12 protein-coding genes are annotated in these 18,252 nt (G+C 71.9%); 9 read left to right on the top strand and 3 right to left on the bottom strand.

The annotated features are described in order from the left end of the window. Positions 1 to 131 precede the first annotated feature (131 nt). Positions 132 to 1,802, top strand: coding sequence for a fumarate hydratase (locus OOJ98_RS18905; RefSeq protein ID WP_267056073.1), 1,671 nt, complete (start codon positions 132 to 134; stop codon positions 1,800 to 1,802). A gap of 96 nt (positions 1,803 to 1,898) precedes the next feature. After that, on the top strand, positions 1,899 to 2,267 hold the full coding sequence (locus OOJ98_RS18900; RefSeq protein ID WP_267056072.1) for a hypothetical protein: 369 nt from the start codon (positions 1,899 to 1,901) through the stop codon (positions 2,265 to 2,267). A 21-nt stretch (positions 2,268 to 2,288) separates the two neighbouring features. Here the strand turns inward: OOJ98_RS18900 and OOJ98_RS18895 are convergent, their stop codons facing one another. After that, positions 2,289 to 3,812 (bottom strand): ricin-type beta-trefoil lectin domain protein, encoded by a 1,524-nt coding sequence (locus OOJ98_RS18895; protein WP_267056071.1) that lies wholly within the window; start codon positions 3,810 to 3,812, stop codon positions 2,289 to 2,291. Between the two features lie 141 nt (positions 3,813 to 3,953). Here OOJ98_RS18895 and OOJ98_RS18890 point away from each other — a divergent pair, with 141 nt between their 5' ends. From OOJ98_RS18890 to OOJ98_RS18880, 3 genes are all read left to right on the top strand, one after another. Next, complete coding sequence (locus tag OOJ98_RS18890) at positions 3,954 to 5,345, top strand: aspartate ammonia-lyase (protein ID WP_267056070.1); 1,392 nt, start codon at positions 3,954 to 3,956, stop codon at positions 5,343 to 5,345. 56 nt (positions 5,346 to 5,401) lie between these two features. Next, entirely contained in the window at positions 5,402 to 6,079 is a 678-nt protein-coding gene (locus OOJ98_RS18885) for a DUF402 domain-containing protein (RefSeq protein WP_267056069.1), read from the top strand. Between the two features lie 293 nt (positions 6,080 to 6,372). After that, positions 6,373 to 8,532: an ATP-binding SpoIIE family protein phosphatase gene (locus OOJ98_RS18880; RefSeq protein ID WP_267056068.1), complete on the top strand. Its 2,160-nt coding sequence runs from the start codon at positions 6,373 to 6,375 to the stop codon at positions 8,530 to 8,532. 80 nt (positions 8,533 to 8,612) lie between these two features. Here the strand turns inward: OOJ98_RS18880 and OOJ98_RS18875 are convergent, their stop codons facing one another. Then, complete coding sequence (locus OOJ98_RS18875) at positions 8,613 to 10,901, bottom strand: transglycosylase domain-containing protein (protein ID WP_267056067.1); 2,289 nt, start codon at positions 10,899 to 10,901, stop codon at positions 8,613 to 8,615. A 270-nt stretch (positions 10,902 to 11,171) separates the two neighbouring features. Between OOJ98_RS18875 and OOJ98_RS18870 the strand changes: the two genes are divergently transcribed. From OOJ98_RS18870 to OOJ98_RS18855, 4 genes are all read left to right on the top strand, one after another. Then, entirely contained in the window at positions 11,172 to 13,550 is a 2,379-nt protein-coding gene (locus OOJ98_RS18870) for an ABC transporter permease (protein WP_267056066.1), read from the top strand. A 71-nt stretch (positions 13,551 to 13,621) separates the two neighbouring features. Further along, positions 13,622 to 14,146 carry a PadR family transcriptional regulator gene (locus OOJ98_RS18865; protein WP_267056065.1) on the top strand — a complete coding sequence of 175 codons (525 nt, stop codon included), beginning with the start codon at positions 13,622 to 13,624 and terminating at the stop codon, positions 14,144 to 14,146. Beyond that, positions 14,143 to 14,835, top strand: coding sequence for an ABC transporter ATP-binding protein (locus OOJ98_RS18860; protein WP_267056064.1), 693 nt, complete (start codon positions 14,143 to 14,145; stop codon positions 14,833 to 14,835). The genes OOJ98_RS18865 and OOJ98_RS18860 overlap by 4 nt, the downstream gene beginning before the upstream one ends. Continuing rightward, a complete protein-coding gene (locus OOJ98_RS18855) occupies positions 14,832 to 17,165 on the top strand; it encodes an FtsX-like permease family protein (RefSeq protein ID WP_267056063.1) in 2,334 nt (777 codons plus the stop codon). The genes OOJ98_RS18860 and OOJ98_RS18855 overlap by 4 nt, the downstream gene beginning before the upstream one ends. A 51-nt stretch (positions 17,166 to 17,216) precedes the next feature. On the opposite strand, the gene OOJ98_RS18850 is transcribed toward OOJ98_RS18855, so the two are convergent. Next, positions 17,217 to 18,155, bottom strand: coding sequence for a hydrogen peroxide-inducible genes activator (locus OOJ98_RS18850; protein ID WP_267056062.1), 939 nt, complete (start codon positions 18,153 to 18,155; stop codon positions 17,217 to 17,219). Between the last annotated feature and the right edge of the window lie 97 nt (positions 18,156 to 18,252).

Raw genomic sequence — 18,252 nt, 5'->3', positions numbered from 1 at the left:
AGCCGGTCGAACGGGCCGGCGCCGCAACTGAGCCCTACCTCACAGCAGCGGCGCCGGGGGCGCGGCATACGCTGGAGGGTGCTGTGCCAATGGAGGCCCAGCAGCTGTCTGCCGAGTGAGGAATGGCCGCAATGCCAGAGTTTCAGTACTCCGATCTGCTCCCCCTGGGAGAGGACACCACGCCCTACCGCCTGGTGACCGCCGAGGGTGTCTCCACCTTCGAGGCCGACGGCCGTACGTTCCTCAAGGTCGAGCCGGAGGCGCTGCGGACGCTGGCCGCCGAGGCGATCCACGACATCCAGCACTACCTCCGCCCGGCCCACCTGGCCCAGCTGCGCAAGATCATCGACGACCCGGAGGCGTCGGGCAACGACAAGTTCGTCGCGCTCGACCTCCTGAAGAACGCGAACATCGCCGCGGCGGGCGTCCTGCCGATGTGCCAGGACACCGGCACCGCGATCGTGATGGGCAAGCGCGGCCAGAACGTTCTGACCGGGGGCGGCGACGAGGCGGCCCTGTCGCGCGGCATCTACGACGCATACCTGAACCTGAACCTGCGGTACTCGCAGATGGCGCCCCTGACCATGTGGGACGAGAAGAACACCGGCTCCAACCTGCCCGCGCAGATCGAGCTGTACGCGACCGACGGCGGCGCCTACAAGTTCCTCTTCATGGCCAAGGGCGGCGGCTCGGCCAACAAGTCGTTCCTCTACCAGGAGACGAAGGCCGTCCTGAACGAGGCCTCCATGATGAAGTTCCTGGAGGAGAAGATCCGCTCGCTCGGCACCGCCGCGTGCCCGCCGTACCACCTGGCGATCGTGGTGGGCGGCACCAGCGCCGAGTTCGCCCTGAAGACCGCGAAGTACGCCTCCGCGCACTACCTCGACGAGCTGCCCTCCGAGGGCTCGGAGCTGGGCCACGGCTTCCGCGACGAGGAGCTGGAGAAGAAGGTCTTCGAGCTGACGCAGAAGATCGGCATCGGCGCGCAGTTCGGCGGCAAGTACTTCTGCCACGACGTGCGCGTGGTGCGCCTGCCGCGGCACGGCGCCTCGCTGCCCGTCGCGATCGCCGTGTCCTGCTCGGCCGACCGCCAGGCCGTCGCGAAGATCACCGCCGAGGGCGTCTTCCTGGAGCAGCTGGAGACCGACCCGGCGCGCTTCCTGCCGGACACCACGGACGAGCACCTGGACGCGGCCGACGACACCGTCGTCCGCATCGACCTCAACCAGCCGATGGACGCGATCCTGGCCGAGCTGACCAAGCACCCGGTCAAGACCCGCCTCTCGCTCACCGGCCCGCTGGTCGTGGCCCGCGACATCGCGCACGCCAAGATCAAGGAGCGGCTCGACGCGGGCGAGGAGATGCCGCAGTACCTCAAGGACCACCCCGTGTACTACGCGGGCCCGGCCAAGACGCCCGAGGGGTACGCCTCCGGTTCGTTCGGCCCGACCACGGCCGGCCGGATGGACTCCTACGTCGAGCAGTTCCAGGCGGCCGGCGGCTCCAAGGTGATGCTGGCCAAGGGCAACCGCTCGAAGCAGGTCACCGACGCCTGCGACGCGCACGGCGGCTTCTACCTCGGCTCGATCGGCGGCCCGGCCGCCCGGCTCGCGCAGGACTGCATCAAGAAGGTCGAGGTCGTCGAGTACGAGGAGCTCGGCATGGAAGCGGTGTGGAAGATCGAGGTCGAGGACTTCCCGGCGTTCGTCGTCGTCGACGACAAGGGCAACGACTTCTTCCAGGCCCCGGCCGAGCCGCCGACCTTCCTGAACATCCCCCTGCGGGGCGCCGTCCAGGCCTGACCCCCCGGACCCCGTTCGCCGTCCGGCGGTAAACCGGTCGGCGAATAGGGTCCAAAGGCCCTAAGGGCCTGGTGAATTGGCTGCCTATCCTGGCATGTGTCCGCAATCGCCCCGGCCGCCGCATCGGCCGGGGTGGTTCAACCACCGGGAGGGGTGGCGCAGTTGGGGTGGTTCAGCGAGCCCGGCGGGTTACGCGCGGGGCTCGGCCGGGCGTGGCTCCGGCGGCGCGCGAAGGCGTCGCCCGCGGCACAGGCGATGGTCGGCGCCGCGGGCCGTGTGGTCACGCCGATCCCGCGCGGCGGCTACGGCGAGGTGCTGTTCTGTGTGCACGGCCGGCCGCTGAAGTACGCGGCGCGGGCCCGCGTCCCGCTCGACTTCGGCGCGCGGGTGCGGGTGTCGGCGGCCCTGTCTCCCTCCGCCATCGAGGTGGCGCACCTCGGCCCCGCCGTGGACGGGCGTCCATGACGGGGCCGGGTGCCGTGCCGGTCAGGCGAAGCGCTGGCTCGCGGAGCCGTCGCAGGTGCGCAGGGTGAGCGGGTCCTTGGCGGCGCCGAGGGTGGCGCACAGGCTGGTGGCCGCGGCCGGGCGCAGGGTGCCCGAGGCGCGCACCCACTCCTGGTTGCCCGAGCCCGAGCAGTTCCAGATGATCAGCTGGGCGCCGGCGGTGTAGTTCGCCCCCGGCACGTCCAGGCAGCGGTCCTGGGTGAGCTGGGTGTGGACGGACTTGCGGCCTGCGTCGTACCACCAGCCCTGGTTGCGTCCGCCGTGGCAGTCCCAGCCGATGACGGCCGTGCCGTTCGCGCTGGTGGACGCGGTGACGTCGGCGCAGCTTCCGGTCGCCTCGTTCTTCAGCGGCCGGTACGCGTCGTCCCAGGCGAGCGGGTAGAGCGTCGGAGTCCCGGTGGAGGCGGGGTCGGCACAACTGCCTTCCTTCGCGCCGGAGTTGTAGAGCTGGGTGAGGCAGGAGGCGAAGGCGCCGTGGCCCCGGTAGTTGGGGTGGAAGGACTGCCGCACGGAGTTGGAGTCCGGCAGGCCGGGCTTGGAGAGGTCGATGTAGAGGCCCCGGGCCCAGGTGTCCTCCATGCAGACCTCATGGCCGTTGAAGAGCCGGGAGTCGTCGAGGTAGGTGGCACCGGTGTCCTCGGCCGCCTTGCGCATGCCGACCTCGAAGGCGGGCACCGCGGTGTTGCGGCCCCACACCGTGTCGGAGTCGTAGCCGAGGCCGCCGCAGACGAGCTTGCCGGGGAAGGCGGGGTTGTCGTGGAAGTCGGGGCCGATCGGGCTCGGGTAGCCCATCACGACGAGCTGGTACGAGCCGTCGGCGTAACCGGCGTCGCGCATCACGGTCTTGAGGTCGCTCACGGTCGCTTCGACCTTGGGCACGAGCGCGTCGACCCGGGCCTGCCAGCCGGGATCGTACTTCGACTGGCACGGGCCCTGGAGCAGCAGGTAGCGCTCGACGCAGTCGGTCATGACCGGGCCGAACTGGAGGTCGTCGTTGGCCCCGGCGACCAGGAGCACCATCTTGATGCGGGTGTTGCGCGCCTTGATGGCGAGGCTGTCGCTCTGCACGAGTTCGTCGGCGTACTGCTTGGTCCCGCCGATCCTGATGTTGCCGGTGTACGCGCCGGAGCAGGCGACGTTGTACGTCTCGTCGGCCGGGATGCCGGTGCGGTGGATCGCGGAGTCGGGCGAGCGGTGGCACCAGTTGTCGGGCCCGTTGGTGCCGGCTTCGTAGGTGCCGACGCCCTCGCCGGAGATCTCGCTGTCCCCCAGCGAGATCAGGCCGGTCTTGCGGTCGGCCAGGGGCCGCTCGGCCGGGTCGCCGTACAGCTGGGTGGCCTCCGCCGCCCGGATCTTCTCCAGGTCGGGCGGGAGCGGGGTGGACTGGACGGACGGTGCGGACGCGGCCTGCGCCGTGGTCGCGCCGGCCGCCATGCCGCCGAACGCCGCCGCGGCGGCCACCACCGCCGCGAACGTACAGCGGAGTCTGTGCCTGGTGCGCGTCATTACGCCTCCCTGGTGGGCTCCGGGGGTACGAGGGTCGTCCCCCCGGGGAAATGCAGCCCACCGGTATTTACTGGCCGGTAAGGCGTGTTGGGAATAGGTAGAACAAGACAACTGCTCAACTTTTGCAGGAGGTTCCATCCCATGAACGACAGCGAGTACCGGACCGAGCACGACTCGATGGGCGAGGTGCGGGTCCCCGCGCACGCCAAGTGGCGGGCCCAGACCCAGCGGGCGGTGGAGAACTTCCCCGTCTCGGGGCAGCGCCTCGAACGTGCCCACATCGAGGCGCTGGCCCGCATCAAGGCAGCCGCCGCCAAGGTCAACGCCGAGCTCGGAGTGGTCGACAAGGACATCGCGGGCGCCATCGAGGCGGCGGCCGGCGAGGTCGCCGACGGCCGCTGGGACGAGCACTTCCCGGTCGACGTCTTCCAGACCGGCTCCGGCACCTCGTCGAACATGAACATGAACGAGGTCGTGGCGACGCTGGCCACCGAGAAGCTGGGCCGCGACGTCCACCCCAACGACCACGTGAACGCCTCGCAGTCCTCCAACGACGTCTTCCCGTCGTCCATCCACATCGCGGCGACCGCCGCCGTCACCGCCGATCTGATCCCGGCCCTCGACCACCTGGCGGCCGCCCTGGAGCGCAAGTCGGACGAGTTCGCGGACGTGGTCAAGTCGGGGCGCACCCATCTGATGGACGCCACCCCGGTCACCCTCGGCCAGGAGTTCGGCGGCTACGCGGCGCAGGTGCGCTACGGCGTCGAGCGGCTGCGCTCCGCCCTGCCCCGCCTGGCCGAACTCCCGCTGGGCGGCACCGCGGTCGGCACCGGCATCAACACCCCGCACGGCTTCTCGGCGGCCGTCATCGCCGAGGTCGCGCGCACCACCGGGCTTCCGCTGACCGAGGCGAGGAACCACTTCGAGGCGCAGGGCGCGCGCGACGGCCTGGTGGAGACCAGCGGTCAGCTGCGCACCATCGCGGTCTCGCTCACGAAGATCTCCAACGACCTGCGCTGGATGGCGTCGGGCCCGCGCACAGGATTGGCCGAGATCAGCCTTCCCGACCTCCAGCCGGGCTCGTCGATCATGCCGGGAAAGGTCAATCCGGTCATTCCGGAGGCCGTCCTGATGGTCGCGGCCCAGGTGATCGGCAACGACGCGACGGTGGCGACCGCGGGCGCGGCCGGCAACTTCGAGCTCAACGTCATGCTGCCGGTGATCGCCAAGAACCTCCTGGAGTCGGTGCGGCTCCTCGCCCATGTGTCGCGGCTGCTCGCCGACCGCACCGTCGACGGCGTCACCGCACACGTGGAGCGGGCCCGCGAGTACGCCGAGTCCTCGCCGTCGGTGGTCACCCCGCTCAACAAGTACATCGGGTACGAGGAGGCGGCCAAGGTGGCCAAGAAGTCCCTGGCCGAGCGGAAGACGATCCGTGAAGTCGTCCTGGAATCGGGGTACGTGGAGCGCGGCGACCTGACGGTCGACCAGCTCGACGAGGCGTTGGACGTCCTGCGGATGACCCGGCCCTGACCCCCTCGTGATCCACGTCGCAGCGGGGTCTTGACCGCACTCCGTAATATCTGCACATGGCAGGCACAGGAGGCGGCACCCCACACTGGGCGCCGGGGGACCAGATCCTCTGGCGCTATCGCGACCATGCCCCGGGCGGGAAGGGGCGTGTGCACATCTGCCGCCCGGTCACCGTCGTCGAGGACACCGACGACGTGCTCGCGGTGTGGATGGCGCCCGGCACCCAGTGCGTACGGCCGGTGCTCGCGGACGGCCGCCCGCTCTACCAGGAGCCGCTGGCCACCCGATACACCGCGCCGCGCACCACGCAGCGCTCCCAGTGGTTCGGCACCGGCGTGCTCAAACTGGCCCGCCCCGGGGAACCCTGGTCGGTGTGGCTGTTCTGGGAGCGGGGCTGGCGTTTCAAGAACTGGTACGTGAACCTGGAGGAGCCGCGCGCGCGGTGGTCGGGCGGCATCGACTCCACGGACCACTTCCTCGACATCTCGGTCGAGCCGGACCGCAGTTGGAGCTGGCTCGACGAGGACGAGTTCGCGCAGGCCCAGCGGGTGGGCCTGATCGACGACGGGCAGGCGGGGCGGGTCCGGGCGGCCGGGCGCGCCGCGGTCGAGGTGATCGCCGCGTGGGGCCGCCCGTTCTCGGACGGCTGGGAGGCCTGGCGGCCCGATCCGCGCTGGCCCGTTCCCGCGCTCCCGGTGGACTGGGATCGCACTCCGGCGCACATGACGTCGTGAGACCCTTGATGCGCCCCCGGGGTTCAAACGTAGGATCGTCCTCCGCGGGGCCGCGCAGGAGCCACCCGCGCCAATCGGCAGTCCCGGTGCAAGAATTGACCGTATGTCACCACAGGGGGGTGGAGCATGCCCGGTGTCGCCGCCGCCCGGACGGGACCTCCCCCGCACCCCAAGGACCTGGGGGAGGGTACTGCGCGTGAAGCGACCGCTTCGCGCATCCTTGCCCTGCCGCTGCCACTGCCGCCGCTCGCGGCAGGGCGGATGTCTCATCCCGGACGGACGGAACCCGACGCGTGACGGAGCCCCAGCCCACCTCGCACGAGAGCCGGCACAAGGAACGCGCCCGGCCCTCCGAGCAGACCCTTCCTCACGCTCTTGAGGAGCAGGGGAGGCCTCATGCAGACACACCGCCCGCCGCGGAGGCGGGCGCGGACCCGCGCGGCGGGCACGGAGGCGATCACGCCGCCGCGCCCGCCGGCCAGGACGCCGCGCGCGGCCCCGGCCGGCGCGGCCGGACGGGCGCCCGTCCGGCCGACCGGAGCGGCGGCGTGACGGCCTCCGTGCCGGGCCAGCCCGAACGCGCCGGCCGGGACGCGGCGGCCGCGGCGGCCGTGCCCGGCGTCGGCGGCACCGGCAGCGGCGGACCCGGAGCCGGAGCGCCCGGCAGCGGCGGACCCGGCGAAGGCACCCCGGGCGGCGGATCAGGCGTCCCGGCATCCGGTGACGGCGTCGACGTGGCACGGCGCGAGGGCGACCGGCTGCGCTTCGTGGGCGCCGCGACCCGCCGGATCGCCCGCGGCATAGACCTCGACGAGATCGTGCTCGGCCTGTGCCGGGCCACCGTGCCGACGTTCTCCGACGCGATCCTGGTCCATCTGCGCGACCCGCTGCCGGTCGGCGACGAGCGCCCGGCGACCCCGTTCGTGCTGCGCCTTCGCCGTACCGACCGGCTGCGTTTAGTCGACGAGGCGCTGAGCGAGAGCGCGGAGGCCGAGGGCCTGACCGTGCTCGGCGGCTCCGGCCCCGACCTCACCCCGGCGTCCGAGCTGTGCGAGGTGCGCACGGGCGGCGAGCTGAACGAGGTGCTGCGCGGGGTGCGTCCGGTCTTCGCGGAGTCTCCCGCCGCCCGCGCCGCCCTGGCCGAGCTGCTCGGACCCGACCGTACGGTGCCCGGCGGCCGGCGGGCGATCCTGGCGCCGCTGCGCGGCCGGCGCCGGGTGATCGGCGCCGCCGTCTTCGTCCGCGGCCCCGAACGACCCGCCTTCGAGGCCAACGACCTGCTCGTGGCGGCCCAGTTGGCCACCCACACCGCGCTCGGCATCGACAAGGCGGTGCTCTACGGCCGTGAGGCGTACATCGCCGACGAACTCCAGCGCACCATGCTGCCCGACAGCCTCCCCCAGCCCACCGGCGTGCGGCTCGCCTCGCGCTACCTTCCGGCGGCCGAGACGGCCCGGGTCGGCGGCGACTGGTACGACGCGATCCCGCTGCCCGGCAGCCGGGTCGCGCTCGTGGTCGGCGACGTCATGGGCCACTCCATGACGTCCGCCGCGATCATGGGTCAGCTCCGCACCACCGCGCAGACCCTGGCCGGCCTCGATCTGCCGCCCGCCGAGGTCCTCCACCACCTCGACGAGCAGGCCCAGCGGCTCGGCACCGACCGCATGGCGACCTGCCTGTACGCGGTGTACGACCCGGTCGCGCACCGCATCACCATCGCCAACGCCGGCCATCCGCCACCGGTGCTGCTCCACCTCGGGGGCCGCGCCGAGGTCCTGCGGGTGCCGCCGGGCGCCCCCATCGGGGTGGGCGGCGTCGACTTCGAGGCGGTCGAGCTGGACGCCCCGGCGGGCGCCACGCTGCTCCTGTACACCGACGGCCTGGTCGAGTCGCGGCTGCGCGATGTGTGGACCGGCATCGAGCAGCTGCGCGAACGGCTCGCCGCCACCGCCCAGTTGACCGGCCCCGACCACTCGCCGCCGCTCGAAGCGCTCTGCGACGACGTGCTGGACATGCTCGGCCCCGGCGACCGGGACGACGACATCGCGCTGCTCGCCGCCCGCTTCGACGGGATCGCGCCGAGCGATGTGGCGTACTGGTTCCTCGACCCGGAGGAGACGGCGCCCGGCCGCGCCCGGCGCCTGGCCCGCAGGGCCCTGGAGCGGTGGGGTCTTGAGGAGTTGACCGACTCGGTGGAGCTCCTGGTGAGCGAGGTCGTCACCAACGCCGTGCGCTATGCCGAGCGGCCGGTCACGCTGCGGCTGCTCAAGACGGACGTGTTGCGCTGCGAGGTCGGTGACGATTCGCCCCAACTGCCGCGCCAGCGGCGGGCCCGCGAGACCGACGAGGGCGGGCGCGGCCTGTTCCTCGTCAACCGCCTGGCGCGGCGCTGGGGCGCGACCCGGCTCTCCGGCGGCAAGGTGGTCTGGTTCGAGCTGCCCACCCGCCCCTGAGGCTCCAGGGCGCCCACCCACGGCACACGACGGCCCCCGTCCCCGGTTTCCCGGGGCGGGGGCCGTCGCCGTGAGGTGGGTCAGCCGCTGGGGTCGAACGGATCGCCCGGCAGGCTCGGTCCGCCCGAGTTGGTCGGCGTGGCCGGCGGCGACTTCGGCGGACGGTGCGAAGCCGTCCCGCTCGGCGTCATGCTCGGCGACTTCGACGGCGTACCGCTGGGCGACTTCGACGGCGTCATGCTCGGCGACTTCGACGTGGTGGCGCTGGGCGACTTCGACACGGTGGCGCTCGGCGACTTCGACGGCGTGTAGGCGGGCTCGACGGCCGCGCCCTGGTCGGTCTCCAGGTCGAACTTGTTGGCACCGTCCTTGACGGCGCCGAAGGTGTACGCGGCCCAGATGCGGGCCGGGATGGAGCCACCGTTGACACGGCCCGGCTCGCCGGCGCCGTTGACCATCGTGACCTGGCCGCCCGTGGGGATGTGGACGTCCTTGCCGTCGACCTTCACGACGCGCGGATCGGCGGCCTCGCCCCACATCCCGACCGAGGTGACGAGCTCCGGCGTATAGCCGGTGAACCAGGCCGACTTGTTGTCGTCGGAGGTACCGGTCTTGCCCGCGACCTGGCGGCCGTCGCGGCCGTCGGCCTCGGCCACCGACTTCTGGGCCGTACCGTCGTCGACCACGCCGGTCAGCACCGAGGTCACGGCGTCGGCCGCGTCCCGGCTGATGACCTGGCTGCCGATGGGGTCGGGCTTGTTGTACTTGTGGTCCTTGTGCACGGCCGACTTCACGATCGACGGCGTGACCTTCTTGCCGTGGTTGTCGAGCGTGGCGTAGACCGCGGCCATCTGGAGCGGGCTCGCGCCCAGGGAGCCCAGCGTCATGGAGGGCACCGGAGCCTTGCCCTCGATGGATTGCATGCCCATCGACACACCGATGTCACGGACCTTGGAGAGGTCCGCGTCGACACCCATCTGCGCGAAGACGGAGTTGATCGACTTGTTCATCGCGACCTGGACGCTGACGGGGCCGTAGCTGGCCTCGTCCTCGTTCGGCGGGGCGAAGGCGATCTTGCTGCCCTTGACCGGGCGCCTGTTGTCACCGTCGTAGACCGTGTTGGCCTTGATCGGCTTGCCGTCCTGCGTCTCGGCGCCCTCGTTGAGCGCCGCGGCGAGGATCACCGGCTTGAACGTCGAGGCGGGCTGGTAGGTCTCGTTGGTCGCGTTGCTGATCTGGTGCTTCACGTAGTCCTGGCCGCCGTAGAGCGCGACCACGGCACCGGTCTTCGGATCGACCGAGGCGGCGCCGGCCTGGAGGTCGGCGTCGACCTTGCGCTTATTCGGGTCGAGCTTGCCGGTCAGCTTCTCCTTGACCGCGCTCTCCAGGAGCTTCTGCTTGGCGGGGTCGATGTTCAGCGTGATCGTCCAGCCGCCGCGCGCCCGCAGGGCGTCGCTGACCCCGTTGGCGCTCAGCTCGTCGTTGGCGGCGTCGATCAGGTAGCCGGTCTGGCCCTCCATGCCCGGCGCGACCTTCGGCTTCATCGGCGGCTCGAACTTCGTCGCCTTGCGCTCTTCCGGGGTCAGCCACTTCTTCTCGACCATGTTGTCGAGGGCCTTGTTCCAGCGGCCCTGCACCAGTCGCTTGCCATTGTCGCTGGCCGTCTGCCAGTCGTACTGGCTGGGCGCCTGGAGCAGCGCGGCGAGGTACGTGCCCTCCGACAGCGTGAGCTTGTTGACGTCCTTGCCGTAGTACGCCTGCGCCGCGGCCTGGATGCCATAGGCGTTCCGGCCGTAGAAGCTGGTGTTCATGTACCCGACGAGGATCTCTTCCTTGCTGTAGCGCTGGTCCACCTTGAGGGAGATCACGATCTCCTTCAGCTTGCGGGTGACCGTCTGCTCCTGCGTCAGGTAGTTGTTCTTCACGTACTGCTGGGTGATGGTCGAGCCGCCCTGCGCGCCCTTGCCCATCAGGGTCTTGAGGATGCCGCGGGAGGTGCCCTTGAAGTCGACGCCCTTGTCCTCGTAGAACGTCTTGTTCTCCAGCGCGACGAAGCTGTGCTGGATCGGCACGGGCACCTGCTCCAGCTTGACGGCCTCGCGGTTCACCTTGCCGGAGCGAGCGAGGATCTGGCCGTTGGGGAGCTTGTAGACGTTGCTCTCCAGCTGGGCGTCCGCGTTGCCCGACGGGATCGGCACCATCAGGTAGATGACGTAGAACGCGCCCATCGCGAGGAGGCAGAGCCCGAAGAAGGTGCCGAGCATCTTCTTCCAGGTGAAGAACCGGCGTATGCCCTTCTTCTTCACCTTCTGCTTTTTGCCTCGGCGCGCCCCGCCCTGGCGGGCGCGCCGCTCTTCCGCTCGGCCCATAACCTCAGTCGCTCGCCTTCATATGACTCACCAGACTCGCCAGATCAGCTCAGAAAACTAACACCGCACGTATGGACAAAGCGGATTCGATCACGCCTTTTCCGTACGTGAGAATCAGCACCTGCCCCATGGGAACCGACGATCGAATCGTCCCAAGGGTTGCGAGAGTTCCTGACACCGCCCCTTTTTGTCCCGCAATGACACAGCTCTACGGCGCTATGCACCCCGGGTATACACAGGGGGTATACCTCGTGCGTATAGTGCTCTCCCATGAAGCGACGCCTCCACGATCTGGGCCTCGGCATCCGGTTCGCCGTCAGCGGCGGCCGCGAGGGCTGGGTCCGCACCCTGCTCACCGCGGTCGGTGTCGGCCTCGGGGTCGCCCTGCTCCTCGGCGCCGCCTCCGTGCCGCACCTCAACGACGCGCGGGCCGACCGCATTCATGACCGGCAGCCGTTCGCGGCCGGCTCCGACCGGAACGTCGCGCACCGCAAGGTCTCGCTCCTCTACGCCGTCGCCGACACCGAGTACCGCGACGACACCATCGGCGGGAAGGTGCTACGCCCGGCCAACGCGGACCCGGTGCTGCCGCCCGGCCTCACCTCGATACCCGCCCCCGGCACCATGGCCGTCTCCCCCGCCCTGCGCGACCTGCTCGCCTCTCCCGAGGGCGAACTGCTGCGCCCGCGGCTCCCCTACGAGATCACCGCGACGATCGCGGACGCGGGCCTGGTCGAACCGTCGGAGCTCTACTACTACGCGGGCGACGCGACCCTTGCCACCGATGCCGGCGCCTCGTCCGCGGCCGGCTTCGGCGCCGTCGACGAGACGCAGCCGCTCGATCCGATGCTGGTGGTGCTCGTCATCCTGAGCTGCGTCGTGCTCCTGATGCCCGTCGCCATCTTCATCGCGACCGCCGTACGGTTCGGCGGCGAGCGGCGCGACCGCCGGCTCGCGGCCCTGCGCCTGGTCGGCGCCGATACCCGGACCACCCGCTGGGTCGCGGGCGGCGAGGCCCTGGCCGGCGCCGTGCTCGGCCTCGCCGTCGGCACCCTGCTCTTCCTCGGCCTCGCCGAGCTCATCGGCCCGCTCGGCCTGTGGAGCTTCGGCTTCTTCCCCGGCGACCTCAGGCCGCTGCCCTGGCTGGCGCTGCTGGTCGCCGTCGCGGTGCCCGCCCTCGCGGTGGGCGTCACCCTGGCCGCGATGCGCTCGGTGAGCGTCGAGCCCCTCGGTGTCGTACGGGGCGGACGCACCCGGCGCCGCAGGGTGTGGTGGCGGGTCGCGATGCCGGGCCTCGGCGTGGTGCTGCTCTTCGTCTCCCAGAGCCCGGACGCCCGCACCGTGTCGCTGTCGGTGGCGCCGTCCGGCATCGGGGCCCAGCTGATGGACGCCATGGCGCCGGTCGCCATCGCCGCGGGCGCCACCCTGGTCCTGGCCGGCCTCATCACCCTGCTGCCCTGGCTGGTCGAGGCGGTGGTGGGCCGACTGCACGGCGGCTCTCCCTCCTGGCAACTGGCCGTCCGCAGGCTCCAGTTGAGCAGCGGCGCCGCCTCGCGGGCCGTCAGCGGCATCACGGTGGCGGTCGCCGGGTCGGTGGCGCTCCAGATGTTCTTCGTCGGCATCCACGACGACTTCACCAAGGTGACGGGCGCGGACGCGAGCCGCGCCCAGTACACCGTGCTCACCGACTACCCCGACGCCGCGCTCGCCGAGCGCATGATCGGCGCGTTCCGCGGAACGCCCGGCGTGAGCAAGGTGATCGGCTCCGTCAGCAGCTATGTGACCCGCCCGGGGCCGGTCCCCGCCGGCGACATCAGGCCCATCACCCAGCTGACCCTCGGCGACTGCGCGACCCTGCGCGAGCTGGCCCGCATCGACACGTGCACGGACGGCGACACCTTCGTGGTGCACCCTGCGGACGCCGAGCAGGCGGCCTGGGTCGACCGCACGGCCCGGCCGGGCGAGCCGGTCAACACCGCTCCGGACGAGAGCGGCGTACCGCCGAAGCTGTGGACGCTGCCCGCCGCCGCCCGTACCGTCGCGGGGCGCCCGGACCCCACGGGCGAGGTACAGGACGGCATCTTCGCCACCCCCGGTGCGATGGACACCTCGCTGCTCACCTCGGGGGCCCGCACCTCCGCCATGCTCACCGTCGACCAGCGGGTGCCGGACGCCGCCGAGCACATCCGCAACACCGCGGCCCGGCTCTCGCCGCAGCTGCGCGTCGCCACCGTGCGCACCATCGAGCGCGACCGCCAGTACGCCGGGATCCAGACCGGGCTGCAGGCCGCCTCGCTCGCCACGCTCGGCCTGATCGCGGCCGGCATGCTCGTCTCGCAGGTGGAGCAATTGCGCGAGCGCAGGCGCCTGCTGGCGGCGCTGGTCGCCTTCGGCACCCGGCGCTCCACCCTCGCCGGATCCGTCCTGTGGCAGACCGCGGTGCCGGTGGCCCTCGGGATCGCGCTCGCCGTGGCGGGCGGTACCGCGCTCGGCGCCCTCATGCTGCGGATCATCGACAAGAGCGTCACCGGCTGGTGGCTCTTCCTGCCGCTGGCCGGGGCCGGCGCCGCGGTGATCCTCGCGGTCACCCTGCTGAGCCTGCCGGTCCTGTGGCGCCAGATGCGCCCCGAGGGGCTGCGCACCGAATGACCACCGGCACTCCCGTCCGACAGTCCCATTCCCCTTACGCATCGCGGTAGTTGAGAAGGAAGGAACGCCCCATGTCCATCGGCCACACCCTCCTCGGGCTCCTTGAGTCGGGCCCGCGCCACGGGTACGACCTGAAGCGCGCCTTCGACGAGAAGTTCGGGCACGACCGCCCGCTGCACTACGGGCAGGTCTACTCGACGATGTCCCGGCTCCTGAAGAACGGCCTCGTCGAGGTCGACGGCGTGGAGGCCGGCGGCGGCCCCGAGCGCAAGCGGTACGCCATCACCGAGGCCGGCGTCACCGACGTCGAGACGTGGATCAGGCAGCCCGAGAAGCCCGAGCCCTACCTCCAGTCGACCCTCTACACCAAGGTCGTCCTCGCCCTGCTGACCGGCCGCGACGCGGGCGACGTCCTGGACACCCAGCGCGCCGAACACCTGCGCCTGATGCGCGTCCTCACCGACCGCAAGCGCCACGGCGACCTCACCGACCAACTGATCTGCGATCACGCCCTGTTCCACCTGGAGGCCGATCTGCGGTGGCTCGAACTGACCGCCGCGCGCCTCGTCCAGCTCGCCACGGAGGTACGCACATGACGCCCGCCGGCTCCCTGCTCGTCGCCAAGGACCTGCACAAGGCCTACGGCCCGACCCCGGCCCTCGACGGCGCCGGGTTCTCCATCCACCCCGGCGAGGTCGTCGCGGTGATGGGCCCCTCCGGCTCCGGCAAGTCGACCCTGCTGCACTGCCTCGCCGGGATCGTCACCCCGGACTCGGGCACCATCACGTACGACGGCCGCGAGCTGTCCGCGATGCCGGACGCCGAGCGCAGCGCCCTGCGCCGCACCGAGTTCGGCTTCGTCTTCCAATTCGGTCAGCTGGTACCCGAGTTGACGTGCGTGGAGAACGTGGCGCTGCCGCTGCGGCTGACCGGCGTCAAGCGCAGGGAGGCCGAGCGCAGGTCCCTGGAGTGGATGGAGCGCCTGGAGGTCGCCGACCTCGGGAACAAGCGGCCCGGCGAGGTCTCCGGCGGCCAGGGCCAGCGGGTGGCCGTGGCCCGCTCGCTCGTCACCCAGCCCCGTGTCGTCTTCGCCGACGAGCCGACCGGCGCGCTCGACTCCCTCAACGGCGAGCGCGTCATGCAGTTGCTCACCGAGGCGGCCCGCTCCACCAACGCGGCGGTCGTCCTGGTCACCCACGAGGCGCGGGTCGCGGCCTACTCGGACCGCGAGATCGTCGTACGCGACGGAAAGTCCCGCGACATGATGCTGGAGCACGCGGTATGAGCCTGTTCCGCGATCTCGCCTTCGGCGCCCGGTTCGCCCTGGCGGGCGGCCGCGAGGGCTGGACGCGCACCCTGCTCACCGCGGTCGGCGTGGGCCTGGGCGTCGCCCTGCTGCTCGGCACCACCGCGCTGCCCGGCGCGCTGACCGCCCGGCAGAACCGCGACAACGCCCGCAACGACTACGGGGCCTCGATCGACGGCGGACCCGCCAAGGACACCCTCCTGCTCGGGCGCGCCGACACCCAGTACAAGGGCGCCGACGTACGGGGCCGGCTGGTCCAGGCGGAGGGCCCGCAGGCGCCGGTGCCGCCCGGCGTCGCGAAGCTTCCGGCCCCCGGCACCATGGTCGCCTCGCCCGCCCTGCGCGACCTGCTCGCCTCCCCCGACGGCGCGCTGCTGCGCGAGCGCATCCCGTACCGGATCACCGCGACCATCGCCGACCAGGGCCTGATGGGCCCGCACGAACTCGCCTACTACGCGGGCAGCGACACCCTCGCGCAGCGCAAGAGCGCGGCGAACGACGGCGGCGGCGATGTGCAGCGGGTCAAGGCGTTCGTCCACGCCGTGCAGGAGAAGCTCGATCCGATCCTGGCGCTGCTCATCGTCATCATCTTCGTGGTGCTGCTGATGCCCGTCGGCGTGTTCATCGCGGCCGCCGTGCGCTTCGGCGGCGACCGGCGCGACCGCCGGCTCGCGGCGCTGCGCCTGGCGGGCGCCGACCGCCGCATGACCCGCTGGATGGCGGCGGGCGAGGCACTGGCCGGCGCCGCGGTCGGCGTCGTCGTCGGCGCCGTGTTCTTCCTGATCGGCCGCCAGTACGTGGGCGACGTGTCGGTGGCGGGGCTCAACGTCTTCCCCTCCGACATCGACCCGAGTCCGCTGCTCGCGGTGGTCGTGGCGCTCGCGGTGCCGGCGTCGGCGGTCGCGGTGACCCTGTTCGCGATGCGCTCGGTGGTGGTGGAGCCCCTCGGCGTCGTCCGCACCTCGGCGCCGCGCAGGCGCCGCATGTGGTGGCGGGTGCTGCCGCCGCTCGCCGGCGCGGGGCTGCTGCTGCCGATGATGGGCCGGGGCCGCGACCACGGCATGTTCAACCAGGCCCAGGTGATCAGCGGCACCGTGCTGCTGCTCATCGGCGTGACCGCGCTGCTGCCCTGGCTGGTGGAGGCGGTCGTGGGCAGGCTCGGCGGCGGCCCGGTCGGCTGGCAACTCGCCATGCGCAGGCTTCAGTTGACGTCCGGCTCGGCCGCCCGCATGGTGAACGGCATCGCGGTGGCGGTGGCCGGAGCGATCGCCCTGCAGATGCTGTTCGGCGCGGTCGAGGGCGACTACGTGAAGGCGAACGGCGAGGACACCAGCCGGGCGCAGGTGATGGTTCCGCTCGGTGGCGCCTCTCCCGACGCGCAGGCCCGCGAGATCGCCGCGCTGAAGGGCACCGAAGGCGTGAGCGCCGCGGTGGTGCTCGGCTCGCTCGACGGCGGCGACACGGCCAAGGAGCCCCAGCACTACACCCCGGTCACGGTCGGCACCTGCGCGGACCTCCGCCAGGCCGCCACCCTGCCCTCGTGCAAGGACGGCGACGCGTTCATCGTGACCGGCGGCGACTGGCAGCCCGAGGGGCTGCCCACCCCGGGCGGCACGCTCTACCTCGACCCGACCAACGGCGGCTCCGCCGCCAAGGGCGCGGAGGTCCGCTGGACCGTTCCGGCGACGACCGGCAAGGCCGTGGCCCGCCCCGACCCGGCAGGCCAGCGCCGCCCCGGCATCCTGGTCACCCCGGGTGCGCTGCCGCCCGGCGCGAAGCTCCCGGTCCACTCCACGGTGTTCGTCTCCACCACGCCCGGCGACGCCCTCGCCAAGGAGCGGGTACTGACCCTGGCCGCCAAGGCCGACCCGCTCAGCCCGGCGCGCTCCCTGACCGGCACCCAGACCAACGCCCGGTTCGCGGGCGTGCGCCAGGGCCTCTACATCGGGGCCGCGGCGGTCCTGATGCTGATCGGGGCGAGCCTGCTGGTGTCGATGCTGGAGCAGCTGCGCGAACGCAAGAAACTGCTCTCCGCCCTGGTCGCCTTCGGCACACGGCGCTCCACGCTGAGTTACTCGGTCCTGTGGCAGACCACGGTGCCGGTGGCCCTCGGCCTGGCGCTCGCGGCGGCGGTGGGCCTCGGGCTCGGCTCGGTGCTGCTGCGGATGGTGGGCCGCCCGGTCGCCGTCGACTGGGTCCCGGCGGTGTCGATGGTGGGCATCGGCGCGGGCGTGGTCCTGCTCGTGACGGCTCTGTCCCTGCCCCCGCTGTGGCGCCTGATGCGCCCGGAGGGGCTGCGGACGGAGTAGCCGGTCGCGCCCGAACTCCCCTGTGACGCAGGGGAGTTCGGGCGCACCGCGTTACGTGGAGACCCGTACCGGAAGGTCGCGCAGCGCCCCGCGCAGGGCGGCGGCGAACTCCTCGAACTCGCCCTGGCGCGCGGCACCCGCCCGCATCGCCAGGGCGATCGTGCGCGAGGGCGCCGGTTCTGCGAAGTACCCGGTGACGAGACGGTCGTTGCGGCCCGTCTCGATCTCGACCGCCGTCCGGGGCAGCAGCGTCACCCCGAGCCCGCCGGCCACGAGCTGCACCAGCGTGGAGAGGCCGGCCGCGGTCGTCGTCACCGGCGCCCCTTCGGTCCGCCCGGCCTCCCGGCATATGTCGAGCGCCTGGTCGCGCAGGCAGTGCCCCTCGTCGAGCAGCAGCAGATGCAGCTCGCGCAGCGCCTCACGGGGGATGCCGCTGCGCCCGCCGAGCCAGTGGTCCTGCGGCGTGACCAGCACGAAGTCCTCGTCGAACAGCGGGAGTTCGGTGACCCCGGGCACCCCGAGCGGTACGGCGAGCAGCAGCAGGTCGAGCCGCCCCGCGGCGAGCCCTTCGAGCAGCGACGACGTCTGCTCCTCATGGACCTGGAGGTCGAGCTCCGGGTAGCGCTCGTGGACGAGCCGCAGCACGGCGGGGAGCAGATAGGGCGCGACGGTGGGGATCACGCCGAGCCTGAGCACCCCGGTGAACGGCGCCCGTACCGCCTCGGCCTCCTCCATCAGCTCGCCGACCGCGTCGAGCACCGCCTTGGCCCGCACCGCGAGCCGCTCCCCCGCCGGCGAGAGCAGCACCTTGCGGGTCGTACGCTCCAGGAGCTGCACCCCGAGCGCCTCCTCAAGGGCCGAGACCGCGCCGGACAGCGCGGGCTGGCTCATGCCGATCGCGGCGGCGGCATCGCGGAAGTGCAGATGCTCCGCGACGGCCGCGAACGCGCGCAGCTGCGCCAGGCTGGGCTGCTTGCCCCTATTACTCATGGCCACTGATAGGCACCTCCGATCACGGTGACCCAGTCTAGCTATTTCCCTGATCAATGGCGGCTGTGCCAGGATCGGTAATCCGTCCAACCCCACA

The organism is Streptomyces sp. NBC_00083 (genome assembly GCF_026343295.1).
Taxonomy (GTDB): domain Bacteria; phylum Actinomycetota; class Actinomycetes; order Streptomycetales; family Streptomycetaceae; genus Streptomyces.
The sequence above is the reverse complement of the archived record's forward strand: the minus strand, read 5'-3'. Positions and strand labels throughout refer to the sequence as shown.

Excerpts from the sequence above, each read along its gene's own strand:
- OOJ98_RS18870 (WP_267056066.1), top strand. The coding sequence starts at position 11,172 with ATGAAGCGACGCCTCCACGATCTGGGCCTCGGCATCCGGTTCGCCGTC.
- OOJ98_RS18855 (WP_267056063.1), top strand. The coding sequence starts at position 14,832 with ATGAGCCTGTTCCGCGATCTCGCCTTCGGCGCCCGGTTCGCCCTGGCG.
- OOJ98_RS18860 (WP_267056064.1), top strand. The coding sequence starts at position 14,143 with ATGACGCCCGCCGGCTCCCTGCTCGTCGCCAAGGACCTGCACAAGGCC.
- OOJ98_RS18865 (WP_267056065.1), top strand. The coding sequence starts at position 13,622 with ATGTCCATCGGCCACACCCTCCTCGGGCTCCTTGAGTCGGGCCCGCGC.
- OOJ98_RS18890 (WP_267056070.1), top strand. The coding sequence starts at position 3,954 with ATGAACGACAGCGAGTACCGGACCGAGCACGACTCGATGGGCGAGGTG.
- OOJ98_RS18885 (WP_267056069.1), top strand. The coding sequence starts at position 5,402 with ATGGCAGGCACAGGAGGCGGCACCCCACACTGGGCGCCGGGGGACCAG.
- OOJ98_RS18850 (WP_267056062.1), bottom strand. The coding sequence starts at position 18,155 with ATGAGTAATAGGGGCAAGCAGCCCAGCCTGGCGCAGCTGCGCGCGTTC.
- OOJ98_RS18905 (WP_267056073.1), top strand. The coding sequence starts at position 132 with ATGCCAGAGTTTCAGTACTCCGATCTGCTCCCCCTGGGAGAGGACACC.
- OOJ98_RS18875 (WP_267056067.1), bottom strand. The coding sequence starts at position 10,901 with ATGGGCCGAGCGGAAGAGCGGCGCGCCCGCCAGGGCGGGGCGCGCCGA.
- OOJ98_RS18895 (WP_267056071.1), bottom strand. The coding sequence starts at position 3,812 with ATGACGCGCACCAGGCACAGACTCCGCTGTACGTTCGCGGCGGTGGTG.